The organism is Parasedimentitalea psychrophila, assembly GCF_030285785.1.
GTDB lineage: Bacteria > Pseudomonadota > Alphaproteobacteria > Rhodobacterales > Rhodobacteraceae > Parasedimentitalea > Parasedimentitalea psychrophila.
Window position 1 is genome coordinate 629,423 of record NZ_CP127247.1, and the last position, 12,207, is coordinate 641,629.

General features: G+C 59.7%; 12 protein-coding genes. All 12 read right to left on the minus strand.

Annotation, left to right across the window (positions count from 1 at the left end):
- Positions 1-28: 28 nt before the first annotated feature.
- A complete protein-coding gene (locus tag QPJ95_RS03110) occupies positions 29-1,705 on the minus strand; it encodes a formate--tetrahydrofolate ligase (RefSeq protein ID WP_270918359.1) in 1,677 nt (558 codons plus the stop codon).
- A 171-nt stretch (positions 1,706-1,876) separates the two neighbouring features.
- Positions 1,877-2,461 carry an MOSC domain-containing protein gene (locus tag QPJ95_RS03115; RefSeq protein ID WP_270918360.1) on the minus strand — a complete coding sequence of 195 codons (585 nt, stop codon included), beginning with the start codon at positions 2,459-2,461 and terminating at the stop codon, positions 1,877-1,879.
- A 135-nt stretch (positions 2,462-2,596) separates the two neighbouring features.
- Positions 2,597-4,516, minus strand: coding sequence for an ATP-dependent zinc metalloprotease FtsH (gene ftsH / locus QPJ95_RS03120; RefSeq protein ID WP_270918361.1), 1,920 nt, complete (start codon positions 4,514-4,516; stop codon positions 2,597-2,599).
- Positions 4,517-4,593: 77 nt separating this feature from the next.
- On the minus strand, positions 4,594-5,844 hold the full coding sequence (tilS, locus tag QPJ95_RS03125; RefSeq protein WP_270918362.1) for a tRNA lysidine(34) synthetase TilS: 1,251 nt from the start codon (positions 5,842-5,844) through the stop codon (positions 4,594-4,596).
- 10 nt (positions 5,845-5,854) lie between these two features.
- Positions 5,855-6,670, minus strand: a complete 816-nt coding sequence (ybgF, locus tag QPJ95_RS03130; RefSeq protein WP_270918363.1) for a tol-pal system protein YbgF — start codon at positions 6,668-6,670, stop codon at positions 5,855-5,857.
- A gap of 3 nt (positions 6,671-6,673) precedes the next feature.
- Entirely contained in the window at positions 6,674-7,171 is a 498-nt protein-coding gene (gene pal / locus QPJ95_RS03135; RefSeq protein WP_270918364.1) for a peptidoglycan-associated lipoprotein Pal, read from the minus strand.
- A gap of 82 nt (positions 7,172-7,253) precedes the next feature.
- Positions 7,254-8,582 carry a Tol-Pal system beta propeller repeat protein TolB gene (gene tolB, locus QPJ95_RS03140; protein ID WP_270918365.1) on the minus strand — a complete coding sequence of 443 codons (1,329 nt, stop codon included), beginning with the start codon at positions 8,580-8,582 and terminating at the stop codon, positions 7,254-7,256.
- Entirely contained in the window at positions 8,579-9,712 is a 1,134-nt protein-coding gene (locus QPJ95_RS03145) for an energy transducer TonB (protein WP_270918366.1), read from the minus strand. The genes tolB and QPJ95_RS03145 overlap by 4 nt, the downstream gene beginning before the upstream one ends.
- Before the next feature lie 12 nt (positions 9,713-9,724).
- Positions 9,725-10,216 (minus strand): ExbD/TolR family protein, encoded by a 492-nt coding sequence (locus QPJ95_RS03150; protein ID WP_270918367.1) that lies wholly within the window; start codon positions 10,214-10,216, stop codon positions 9,725-9,727.
- A 3-nt stretch (positions 10,217-10,219) separates the two neighbouring features.
- Positions 10,220-10,915, minus strand: a complete 696-nt coding sequence (gene tolQ / locus QPJ95_RS03155; protein ID WP_270918368.1) for a protein TolQ — start codon at positions 10,913-10,915, stop codon at positions 10,220-10,222.
- Positions 10,916-11,020: 105 nt separating this feature from the next.
- The gene (ybgC, locus tag QPJ95_RS03160) at positions 11,021-11,401 is read right to left on the minus strand and encodes a tol-pal system-associated acyl-CoA thioesterase (RefSeq protein WP_270918369.1); all 381 of its coding nucleotides are present in this window, start codon (positions 11,399-11,401) and stop codon (positions 11,021-11,023) included.
- A 94-nt stretch (positions 11,402-11,495) separates the two neighbouring features.
- Positions 11,496-12,128, minus strand: coding sequence for a hypothetical protein (locus tag QPJ95_RS03165; RefSeq protein ID WP_270918370.1), 633 nt, complete (start codon positions 12,126-12,128; stop codon positions 11,496-11,498).
- Between the last annotated feature and the right edge of the window lie 79 nt (positions 12,129-12,207).

Consider the following 12,207-nt stretch of genomic DNA (forward strand, 5'->3'; position numbering starts at 1 on the left):
CGGGGCCGCAAAAAGCGCATATTCTGCCTTAGAACAAGCCTTGGATTTCGCCTTCGTCACTCAAACAAATGCTTTTCGCCGCTGGATTGCGCGGAAGACCCGGCATTGTCATGATGTCACCGCAGACTGCGACGATAAACCCAGCCCCCGCCGACAACCGCACTTCGCGAACCGGCACCGAGTGGCCAACCGGCGCACCGCGCAATGTTGGATCAGTCGAGAAGGAATACTGCGTCTTGGCCATGCAGACCGGCAGATTTCCATAGCCCTGATCTTCCCAGTCTTTCAACTGGTTGCGGATCTTCTGATCAGCCAGCACCTCGTCGGCGCGATAGATACGCTTGGCGATGGTTTCGATCTTCTCAAACAGTGGCATGTCGTCCGGATAGATCGGCGCAAAATTACCCATGTCCGCATCGGCAATCTCAGCCACACGGGTTGCCAGCTCAGCCGAACCTTCCGAGCCCAGTTCCCAGTGACGCGACAGGATCGCTTCTGAGCCCTGCGAGACCACAAAATCCTTGATCGCCTGCACTTCGGCATCGGAATCGGTGACAAAGTGGTTGATCGCGACAACCACCGGAACCCCAAAGGATTTCATGTTTTCGATGTGACGGCCCAGGTTGGCACAGCCAGACATCACCGCCTCGACGTTCTCTGTTCCCAGATCAGCCTTGGCAACACCACCGTTCATTTTCATCGCACGTACGGTCGCAACCAGAACCACCACCGAGGGGGCCAGGCCTGCTTTGCGGCACTTGATGTTCATGAACTTCTCGGCACCCAAGTCAGCGCCAAAGCCCGCCTCGGTGACAACATAATCCGCCACTTTCAGCGCCGTCTTGGTGGCAATGACCGAGTTACAGCCGTGGGCGATATTGGCAAATGGGCCACCGTGAACAAAGGCCGGGTTGTTTTCCAGCGTCTGCACCAGGTTTGGCTGCATCGCGTCTTTCAGCAGTACGGTCATGGCGCCATCGGCTTCGATATCGCGGCAATAGACTGGCGTCTTGTCACGACGATAGGCAACGATGATGTCACCCAGACGCTTTTCCAGGTCTTTCAGATTGTTGGCCAGACACAGGATCGCCATCACTTCCGAGGCAACGGTGATGTCAAAGCCGGTTTCGCGGGGGAAACCATTGGCAACGCCACCCAGGCTGGCGGTGATCTGACGCAGGGCGCGGTCGTTCATGTCGACCACCCGACGCCAGACAACACGACGGGTGTCGATTTCCAGATCATTGCCCCAATAGATGTGGTTGTCGATCATCGCCGACAGCAGCGAATGGGCCGAGGTGATGGCGTGGAAGTCACCGGTGAAATGCAGGTTCATGTCCTCCATCGGCACGATCTGTGCATAGCCGCCACCAGCAGCGCCACCCTTCATACCAAAGTTCGGACCCAAGGACGCCTCGCGGATACAAACCATGGCGTTCTTGCCGATGCGGTTCAGCCCGTCCCCCAGACCAACGGTGGTGGTGGTCTTGCCTTCACCGGCCGGAGTTGGGTTGATCGCGGTCACCAGGATCAGCTTGCCATCGGTGCGGTCTTGAACCGAGTTGATGAACGACTGGCTGATTTTCGCCTTGTCGTGGCCGTAAGGAACCAGATCGTTACTGGAGATGCCCAGCTTGGCGCCGATCTCCTGAATTGGACGCTTTTGCGCTTCGCGCGCAATCTCAATATCGCTTTTGTAGCTCATGGCCCTGGCCCCTGGTCTCAGATGTTGCAGTTTTTGCGGCATACTATCGCCGACACTCATCAAGCCATAGCTCTGATAGCCGTTTTGCAGAGCATGATTTCCGACATTTTCAGGACGCGAAACGGCGTAACTGCAACTCCAGACTGCAGATCTGAAATCCGCCTCGGGCCGTCATTGCGATTGTGGCGTCCAGGGCCTCTGATCCGGAATAAAAAGTCGCAACCTATCGCCAATCGCCAATCGCCCCGGCCGCTCGACCCAGCCAGTGATTCCCCGGCGGTTCTTCGCCGCCGGTTTGAATTTGGGACCAAATCCGGGGTGCTCCTTGTCAATTTCCCGCCCCGGAAATAGGCAAGGCCGGTTTTCCATATCCACCACCAGCGTCACCCCATCCGGGCCCTGCAACCGCGACGACGGCGGAATAAAGCTAAAGTCCGGAATGCCACGCAGCACGATCGACACCCCCAGATGCGCCGGGTCCAGTGCCTGCATCGCCATATCAGCCGCAATCAGGGCCAGCTCTTCCTCGGACAGAATGGTCAGCTGACGCACATTGCGGATTTCGGTGCCCTGCGGGTACAGATCCCTCACCCGAACACAGGAGGCGCGGTTGTGCCCCGCGTGGCGCGCCCCCGCATCGCCGTCAAATCCAAAATCCAGATGCGCCACCAGGGCGGCCCGAAGCCCCGCATCCGCAGCGACATGCCCCAACCAGGTAATCTCCCCCTGAAACTCAACTTCACGTAGTGTCGGCATATCACTCTCCCTGCAAATCCCCCTGGTCAGGGTTTCTTTTTGCTAAAAATACTCAAATCCACCCTAGCCCACAGGCTCAGCGCATAAAAAAGGCCCGGGCACCTATCAAGGTATCCGGGCCATTGTGTTTTGATATCAGGCCGAGGGTTCCGGCTCCATGTCGCCTTCGGGCGGCGCCTTCTTTGGCTTGGCCTTGGGTATAGCGGTGACCGAGGCATTGCCCTGATCCGCGTCATCGTCCTCGTCATCATTGGCGCTCGGCAACTCGCCGTTCATCACCCGCTTGATCTCTTCACCGGTCAGAGTCTCATATTCCAGAAGACCCTGCGCCAGCCGTTCAAAGCCTTCGGCATTGTCAGACAGAATTTTAAACGCCCGCTCATAACCATCATCAATCAGGCGTTTCACTTCGCCCTCAATCAGCTCTTTGGTCGCGGCTGAAACCGAGAAGCCGCCAGCGCCTCCATTGCTCTGATAACCCGCAGCGGCTTCCTGGTAGTCAATATTACCGACCGTATCGGACATGCCCCATTGCATCACCATCGCCCGCGCCAGTCCCGAGGCCTGCTGGATATCGCCCGCTGGCCCATTGGAGACTTCGCCGTCGCCGTATTTGATGATTTCGGCAGCCTTGCCCGCCATGCACATGGCCAGACGCTGGTGGCACTCTTCCTTGAACATGTTCAGACGGTCAAACTCCGGCAGGCTCATCACCATGCCCAGTGCCGATCCGCGCGGAATGATGGTCGCCTTATAGACCGGATCACATTTCGGCAGGGTAATCCCCACAACCGCGTGGCCGGCCTCGTGATAGGCGGTCATTTCCTTTTGCTCCTGGGTCATCACCATAGAGCGGCGCTCGGCCCCCATCATCACCTTGTCCTTGGCGCTTTCAAAATCATCCATGGTGACAAAGCGACGGCCAAGGCGGGCCGCCAACAGGGCCGCCTCATTGACCAGATTGGCCAGATCAGCGCCCGAGAACCCCGGTGTCCCCCGCGCGATAATACGCAGATCCACATCTGGTCCCAGCGGCGTCTTGCGGGCATGCACCCCCAAAATCTTCTCGCGGCCTTTGATGTCGGGGTTGCCAACAGTCACCGTACGGTCAAAACGACCGGGACGCAGCAAGGCAGGGTCCAGCACGTCTTTGCGGTTGGTGGCCGCCAGAATGATCACACCCTCGTTGGCCTCAAAGCCATCCATCTCCACCAGCAACTGGTTCAAAGTCTGTTCACGCTCATCATTGCCACCACCATAACCGGCACCCCGATGGCGACCGACAGCGTCGATCTCATCGATAAACACGATACACGGCGCATTCTTTTTGGCCTGCTCGAACATGTCACGCACCCGCGAAGCACCAACACCCACGAACATTTCGACAAAGTCCGAACCAGAAATGGTAAAGAACGGCACCCCGGCCTCGCCGGCAATGGCGCGCGCCAGCAGCGTTTTACCGGTGCCCGGAGGGCCCACCAGCAAAGCACCCTTGGGGATCTTGCCACCCAGGCGGCTGAATTTCTGCGGGTTGCGCAGGAACTCGACGATCTCTTCCAGCTCTTCCTTGGCTTCATCAATGCCAGCCACGTCATCAAAGGTCACCCGACCCTGTTTCTCGGTCAGCATCTTGGCCTTGGACTTGCCAAAGCCCATCGCGCCGCCTTTGCCGCCGCCTTGCATCCGGTTCATAAAGTAAACCCAGACACCAATGAGCAGCAGGAATGGCAGCAGCGTGATCAGAAACGCCTGAAACCCGGACTGGGTCTGTTTTTCAGCCCGCACAGGGACATTGTTCTCGATCAACAGCCTTGTGACCTCAGCATCTGTCGGTTTGATGGTCAGGTAGCTGTTGCCATCAGACCCGGCAAAGCGAATTTGCTCGCCATCGAGGATGACATTGGTCACCCCGCCGCCTTCAACTGCGGTGACAAATTCAGAAAAGGTCTTTTCCTGGCTCTGCATCGAGCTGCCCGAACCGCTGAACATATTGAACAGCGCCAAGACCAGTAGAAACAGAATGACCCAGAAGGCGATATTACGTGCGTTGCCCAAGGCAGCTCTCCTAGTTTTTGAGGCATGCCATTCGACACACCTGCTTTGATGCTAAAATAAGGATCATTCTGTCAGGTTCAATGCGATAAAAGCCCTGTATAGAACTCTTCGTCAGAAATTACCGCATTTACCGTCCATCCATTGGCCATTTTGGCCAGCGGCGCGGCGATCAGCTGCTGATTTCGCCACAAAGCGGGCGTCGCCTCCAGCAGCTCTCGCGGACAGCCAGAATCGCGCCAGTCCGGGCATAGCAACAGGCCCGCCTGCCCCAAGGGTCGCTGCTCCAGCTGCTGTGGGTCGCCGCCCTGAAAACACCAGCGCTTGTCCCAGACCGCATCCGCCGGTGCCACTTCATTGCGCACCGCATTATATTCACGACAGACCCAGATCTGCCCCCGGCGAGACAGAATACGACAGCCGCCCAGGGTCAATCCGCCGCCCCTGCGCACAACATCCAAAGCCTTGCCCATGACCCGCCGCCGCAGTGGATACTCGGCGCCCGAGACCCAGCGCAGGGCGCCCGACAGCAAGCGGTGGATGATCTCATCCGGCTGATCGCGCAGCCTGACTTCGTCAAAAGCCACGCCTCCACAGATCGTTTGCGCCAGCTCCCTTGCCAATTTAAATGCAATTAAATCAAGAGCTTCTTTAGCTTTTGCCATATTTTCGGCCACCGCTGACAGCGATTCGATGGTCAGCCCCAGCGGCGCTAGATCTTTCATCGCCTGACGCAGGCGCACCCGTTCAAAGCGTCGATCCTGATTGGAGGGATCCTCAACCCAGGTCAGATCATTCTGTGTCAGATAGCTGCGCAACTGGGCGCGTGTCACCTTGAGCAGCGGCCGCAGCAGGGTGATTTCATTCAGCGCGCGACGCTGCGGCATCGCCGCCAATCCGTCGACCCCTGCCGAACGCGCCAACCGCATCAAAACCGTTTCCGCCTGATCATCGGCGGTATGACCCAGCGCCAACACCGGTATCTGTCGGCGCTGTGCCCAGTCCCCCAGCAGCCGGTATCTGGCCCGGCGGGCCTGATCCTGAAGATTGCCCTCGCCCTGCCAGCCCTGCCAGAGCAAAATTTCGTGATCGACGGCCATTCGGCTCGCTATTGCCGCCACTTGCCGCGCTTCCTGCGCCGAACCCTCGCGCAGCCCGTGGTCAACGGTCGCAGCCAGAATTTCCACCTGGTGACCCTGAAAACACCGGGTCAGCAGGTGTAGCAAGGCCATCGAATCGCCGCCACCCGACAGCGCCACCCCCACACGGGGTGGCAACGCCCCCCGGATATCAGCCTGAAAATGAGCGCGGACTTCGGACAGAATATTCATGCTGTGTCGGTCAAGAACAGCTCAGCGTCGCCATTTCCTGTTCCGCTGCCAGAACCGCCGCGGTATCGGGAAAGCGCGCTTTGACCTCGGAGAGGGTCACGCAGGCCTGGCTGGATTGTCCCAGACGGCCCAGCGCGGCGCCCAGCTCAAACAGGGCTTGGGGCGCGATGGCACCTGTTGAATTGCCGGTAAAAGCGGCCAGATATGCGCGCGCCGCCTCGCGGGTGTCGCCCAAACCGTCCAGCGCCTTGCCCCGGTTGTAATGGGCCTCGGCGGCCAGCGGACTGCCGGGATAGGCAACGTCGAAACTGGCAAGCCGCGCCGCTGCATCCTGATAATTGCCCGCGCTCAGAGCCTGTTTGGCAGCGTCAAAATCCGCAAGTTCCCCCACCGCCAACTCATCCGAGGTATCAACCGGTGACTGACCATTCGGCGCTTGGGTTTCGGTGTCGCCGCCCAGCGTCGAGGTTTCCCCCAACTGGCTGATATCGCCACCCTCCAATTCGACCAGACGGAACTCCAGATCACCAATCCGGTTAGTGCCATCCGCCACCACGCGGTCGATCCGGTGTTCCAGCCGCTCGGTCTGCGAGGTCAGCCCCTGCAACGCGTTCTCTATCGCGCCAACCCGGTCCAGAACGGATTGACCGCCCAGACTGGTGCCCGGCGCCCCGGTGGTGGACAGCTCACGCTTCAACCGCTGGATTTCCACGTGCAGAACCGTCAACTCCTGACGGATATCAGCCAAGGTTTGCTGATCCTGCGCCCTTAGGCCTGCAGGAACAAAAGCAACGGCCGCGATCACGGCAAGAGCATAAAGACGCATGATTTACCCCGTTAACCCGCCGGTCAGAATGGTCACCGCCCGGCGGTTCTGCGAATAGCAGCTCTCGGCCGAACAAATCTCAAGCGGCCGTTCCTTGCCATAGCTCACCACCTGAATGCGGTTGCTGGCGACGCCACGCGACACCAGATACTCGCGCGCAACATTGGCGCGACGGGCGCCCAGGGCCAGGTTGTATTCCCGCGTGCCCTGCTCATCCGCGTGACCCTCAATGGTGGCGGTGTAATCGGTATTGGCCAGCAACCAGTTGGCCTGCGACAGCAGGATGCCCTGAGCCTCAGTTGTCAGCGAGGACTGATTCACCACAAACAACACCCGATCGCCGATCTCTTGCTGGAAATAGGCCGGGCTGGTCTGATCCGCCACGCCTCCCGCGCCACCACCGTTTAGGGTGCTGGAGTTGGAATTCCCCCCAGTCACGTTATCGCAAGCCGCAAGGGCCAGCGCCGAAGTGATAAGAATAACTTTTGTCAAACCGCTCATGATGTCAGCCTCATGCTTTTGTCTTATGTTCCGTTAACCCTATCACAGGCCAATTGGCCACGCTATGGGGGTGATTTTCTTCTTAATTCTGCAATGGCGACCAGGCCGGATCCGAACCCCCGTCCGGGGTGCGCACCGGTCTTAGATTGCGGCCCGAGATATCCACCGAATACAGCAAGGCACGCCCATTGGCGCCTTGGGTTTCCCGGGTGAACATGATCACCCGGCCATTGGGCGACCATGTTGGCCCTTCATCGAGGAACGAGGCGGTCAGCAGCCGTTCCTCGCTGCCATCGGTGCGCATCACGCCAATGTGGAACCGGCCCTTGTTCTGCTTGGTAAAGGCCAGCAGATCGCCGCGCGGTGACCAAACCGGAGTGCCGTAGCGCCCCTTGCCATGGCTGATCCGGCGCGCATCGCCGCCAGTTGCCGCCATCACATATAATTGCTGGCTGCCCGAGCGGTCGCTCTCAAACACGATCTGGCTGCCATCCGGCGAAAACGACGGCGCCGTCTCGATCGACGGCGCACTGGTCAGCCGGGTCAGCCTGCCACCGTTGATATCCATGGTGAAAAGATCGGTGTTGCCGCCCTGCGACTGCGAAAACACCACCGTGCGACCATCCGGCGAGAACCGCGGCGCAAAGCTCATGATGCCATCATCGGTGGACAGCACCCGGCGCTGGACCTTGCCGATATCCATCACGTGGATCTGCGGAAAGCCGCTTTCATAGCTGGTATAGAGCACCCGGTCGCCACTGGGGGAAAACCGCGGTGCCAGCACAATCGAGGCACTGTTGGTCAGGAACTGCACATTGGCACCATCATAATCCATGATCGCCAACCGCTTGCGACGGTCATTCTTGGGGCCGTTTTCCGAGACATAAACCACCCGGCTGTCGAAATATGCGCCCTCGCCGGTGATCCGGCTGTAGATGGTATCTGCCACTTTATGGGCCATCCGCCGCCAACCTTCGGTGGTGCCGGTGAACTGCAAACCACCGCCATCCAGCTCTTTGTCGGCGAACACATCGTAGCCCCGGAACCGCACCGTCAGCCGGTTGCCATTGACGCTGACCGCACCAGTGATCAGCGCCTGCGCGTTGACTGCCTTCCAATCGGCAAATTGCACTGTCGCGTTGAAATCGGTGACTTTTGAGATATGTGCCGAGGCCGGGATCTCGCGGAACAAGCCAGTGCCGCTCAGATCCGAGGCAATCACCCGTGAAATCTGCGCGGACATCTCGCTCGCCGAGGCGGTTTCGGCAATGAAACTGGGCACCGCATAGGGCAGCGGTTCGATGACACCATCGGTGATTTCAATCCGCAATGGCCCATTTTGCGCCACCGCAGAGGCAGCCGGAGCAAACACCGCCGCAGCCAGCAAAACACCTGTCAGAAAAATCCTCATTTGATCCGCATCCTTTCCGGATTGAATGTCATCTCAATATCACGCCATTGGCCGTATTTTTCAGGGGGAAGTTGGAACCCCTTTGCCCCGCAACGGATAATCGCCCGCCGCGCTGCCTCAAATGCCTGTTTCGCTGCAATGCCCGAGCCGCCAGTGCTTGACAGCATTCGGATGCTGCCAACCTCCGGCTTGCCGTCCTGACTTAACGATACGCCCACAACCACGGTGGTGCCCAGTGCATCAGTCGAAAGTGAGCCAACATTCCAACAATTTGACACGGATATGCGCAGCGCATCTTTCTCACCCGAGGTCAAAGGCGGCCCCGAGGGCACAGGGGCAATCACCTCACCGCCCCCTGCGATCGCCTCGGCGACCGCATCGGCGACGGCATCATTTTGCACATCAGCTGGCTGTTCAATTGGCGCATCTGCCACGGTTGGCTCCGCCGGCGCCTCAGGCGGCGTAACCCGTCTGGGTCGTGTCTTGGGCCGCAGCGATTGCCTCGGCGCAACGCTGGCCTGCTCGTCCTGTTCCTCGGCCTCGGTCACAATGCGATCACTGGCGGCTTCGGGCGCGGTTGCCTGCTGCACCTCTTGTTGCGTCTCGGCCCCTTCGTCCGGCGCGATCTCGGGCTGCACAATCTCGTCCACCGCAGTGTCCGGCGCAGGCGGCGCAATCGGAATGGGGGCCACCCGGTCAGCGGGCTGTGCGACGTGGCGCTCAATAGGCTCGGGCAGCGGGGGCACCACATCCGGCAGCGACGGAGGTTCCGGCGCTTGCGGCACCGGACTGGGCACCGGTTCTGGCTCTGGCTCTGGCCGAGCGGCAACTTCAGGATCCGGCGCAGGCGGCGCGATGGGCTCTGGCACCAGGGTCTCTGGCACCGCATCGCTCTGGGTCGCCACCTCAGGCACGGCGGGCTCCTGGCCCGGAAGTGACAGTGTGGGTGGCTCATCGGCAATCTCAGGTGCGCTATGCTGCTGGCTCAACAGGGCAAACTCGGCACTGCTGATCACCGTGACCTCCTGCACCTGGAACGGCAGCGGCTCCGACGGGAACCAGGCGCCAAACACCACCCATCCCATCAGCCCGACATGGGCCGTCAGAGATATTTTGGTCCCGGTTTGCAAGATGCTGCTCCGCTATTGCCCGGCCGCAGCCGGATCAGCCGGATCAGCCAGCTCTGGCCCGCCAATATCCGTCACCAGCCCGACATTCGAGAAGCCACCGGCATTCAGCGCCCCCATGACTTTCATCACCTGCTCATAAGGCAAGCCGCCATCAGCCCGCAAAAACACCCGGTCAGAGGTGCGTTCAGCCGCAATCGCCCGCAGTTTGCTTACCAGCTCGCTGGGCGCCACCGGCGTGGTCATGATCTGCACCTCACCCGCCAAGGTCAGGGTCACCGTCAAGGGTTCATCCTGATCCCCCGGCAAGGCACCGGCAGCGATCTTGGGCAGCGCAACCGGCACCCCAACCGTCGACAGTGGCGCTGCCACCATAAAGATGATCAACAGCACCAGCATCACATCGACAAAAGGCGTCACATTGATTTCAGCCATCGGCCGGGTGCGCCCCCGACGACGGCCCCGGCGGCGTCCACCCTCCGAGGATTGCTGTGCCGCGCCCGCCATCGCTCAGGAATCCAACTGGCGGCTGAGAATGGTAGCAAACTCATCGGCAAATGCCTCATAGCCGCCAATGATCCGGTCACTGTCGGCGCTCAGCTTGTTATAGAAAATCACCGCAGGCACCGCCGCCAACAGCCCCATGCCGGTGGCCATCAGCGCCTCGGCAATGCCCGGAGCCACCACCGCAAGGTTGGAACTCTGCTGCTCGGCAATTTCGATGAAGGAGGTCATGATGCCCCAAACGGTGCCGAACAGCCCCACAAAGGGCGCTGTCGATCCGACCGTCGCCAGCACTGGCAAGCCCTTTTGCAGCACCTCGGCCTCTTTGGCGATCGCCACATCCATCGACCGGTCAATCCGCGCCTGCGCACCGGCAATCAAGCCGCCATCACTGCGATGACTGCGCCGCCACTCGGTCATACCGGATGCAAAGATCCTCTGCGCCGCACCCTCGGGCTGCGGGCCAATCTGTTCAAACAATCCATCCAGCGGCTCACCCGACCAGAACGCCTCATCAAACTCATCCGCAGCACCGCGCGCCAGTCGAAACGAGATATGTTTCTGAATAATGATCGCCCAAGACCAGATCGAGGCCACCACAAGCATCATCATCACCAATTTCACGGTGAGTGTCGCCCGTGCGAAAAGCCCCCACATGGAGAAATCAATCTCCTGCGCCAACGCCAGAGTTTCTGCTTCCATTAGCCTGCTCGCTATATTTGTGGCCAGTTTTCTGACCTTATCGGGCGGCAATTTAACCTAGATCAGCGGAAAAATCCAATCAAACAGCCATAAGCGGTCAAAATCTTACGACAATGCGCGGATCTCTGCCGGAAGCCTTTGAGGCCGTCCCTCGGTGCTGACGCAGGCAACGGTAACTTTGGCCCGGAAAATCTCCGTGCCGTCGCGCATCACCCGCTGCCCCATGATCAGCCGCGCCGGACTCACCTTCAGCACTTCGGTTTCCACCTGCAGCTCATCGTCGAACCGCGCCGGAACCCGGTAATCCGCCTCCAGCCGCTGCACCACCCAGATCAACCCATCCAGTCGCATAGCGTTCTGGTCATTGCCCAGCCTGCGCACCCAATCGCTGCGCGCACGCTCGATAAACCGAAGATAGTTAGCGTAATAGACCACGCCCCCCATGTCAGTGTCTTCATAATATACCCGGATCGGAAACCTATGCATCCGCAACCTCGCTCAATTGCCCTAAAGATTTGCCCACAGAAAAATTCTTCGAAGAATTTTGTCCAGAAAATTCGAATTTTCTGGCGACATCACGCTACGGCGCCTCACCCTGCAACCGGGCAAACATCCGCAGGGCATGCGATTTGTCATCCGCCGAGACCGGCATCATCCGGTCATAGGCGGCGGCAATCACCCCGGCGATCTCAGGCCGCAGGATGGCGGTACCGCTGTCCGGCAGCACCGCCAGCGGTGACACCTCGGCAAAGGCGCCATCGCCCCACATCAAAATAACCTGCACCGACTGAGACAGCGCCAGCGTCTCCGCCGGGATATCCGCCATCTCACCACTCATCCGCAAAAACACAAAGGCCGCCTGAATGGCCGCCTGATCATCAAAGCGGAACGCCCGGTACTGACTGGCATCCGCCGCCTTCAGCCGCGCCACCAATGGCTCCAGATCCGGGATCAACCGCCCCAGATCGGGCACCGCCGACAACTCATCCCAATCGCGAAAGAAGAAGAACATCAGGTTGGCCCCCAGTTCAGGATCCATCCCGTCCATCTCAGCCCCGGCCAGCGTCGCCACTGCCTCGATCGCGCCTTTGACCACCGTCAGCGTCTCGTCCTCGACCCCAAATACCACCGGAACAATCGGCCGCCCCCAGCGCGCAAAAGCATAAGAGCCATCGTTACGGGTGAAAAGCTGTTCGATCTGGTCCGGAGTCATCTCGGCGTCCTCATTCTAGGCTCCACGATCTATGCCGCGCCCCCCGGTCACAAACAAGACCCCGTGCTTTCATCTTTTA

Coding starts and splice junctions, on each gene's coding strand:
- QPJ95_RS03110 (WP_270918359.1), bottom strand. CDS start 1,705: ATGAGCTACAAAAGCGATATTGAGATTGCGCGCGAAGCGCAAAAGCGT.
- QPJ95_RS03115 (WP_270918360.1), bottom strand. CDS start 2,461: ATGCCGACACTACGTGAAGTTGAGTTTCAGGGGGAGATTACCTGGTTG.
- tilS (WP_270918362.1), bottom strand. CDS start 5,844: ATGAATATTCTGTCCGAAGTCCGCGCTCATTTTCAGGCTGATATCCGG.
- ybgF (WP_270918363.1), bottom strand. CDS start 6,670: ATGCGTCTTTATGCTCTTGCCGTGATCGCGGCCGTTGCTTTTGTTCCT.
- pal (WP_270918364.1), bottom strand. CDS start 7,171: ATGAGCGGTTTGACAAAAGTTATTCTTATCACTTCGGCGCTGGCCCTT.
- tolB (WP_270918365.1), bottom strand. CDS start 8,582: ATGAGGATTTTTCTGACAGGTGTTTTGCTGGCTGCGGCGGTGTTTGCT.
- QPJ95_RS03150 (WP_270918367.1), bottom strand. CDS start 10,216: ATGGCGGGCGCGGCACAGCAATCCTCGGAGGGTGGACGCCGCCGGGGC.
- tolQ (WP_270918368.1), bottom strand. CDS start 10,915: ATGGAAGCAGAAACTCTGGCGTTGGCGCAGGAGATTGATTTCTCCATG.
- ybgC (WP_270918369.1), bottom strand. CDS start 11,401: ATGCATAGGTTTCCGATCCGGGTATATTATGAAGACACTGACATGGGG.
- QPJ95_RS03165 (WP_270918370.1), bottom strand. CDS start 12,128: ATGACTCCGGACCAGATCGAACAGCTTTTCACCCGTAACGATGGCTCT.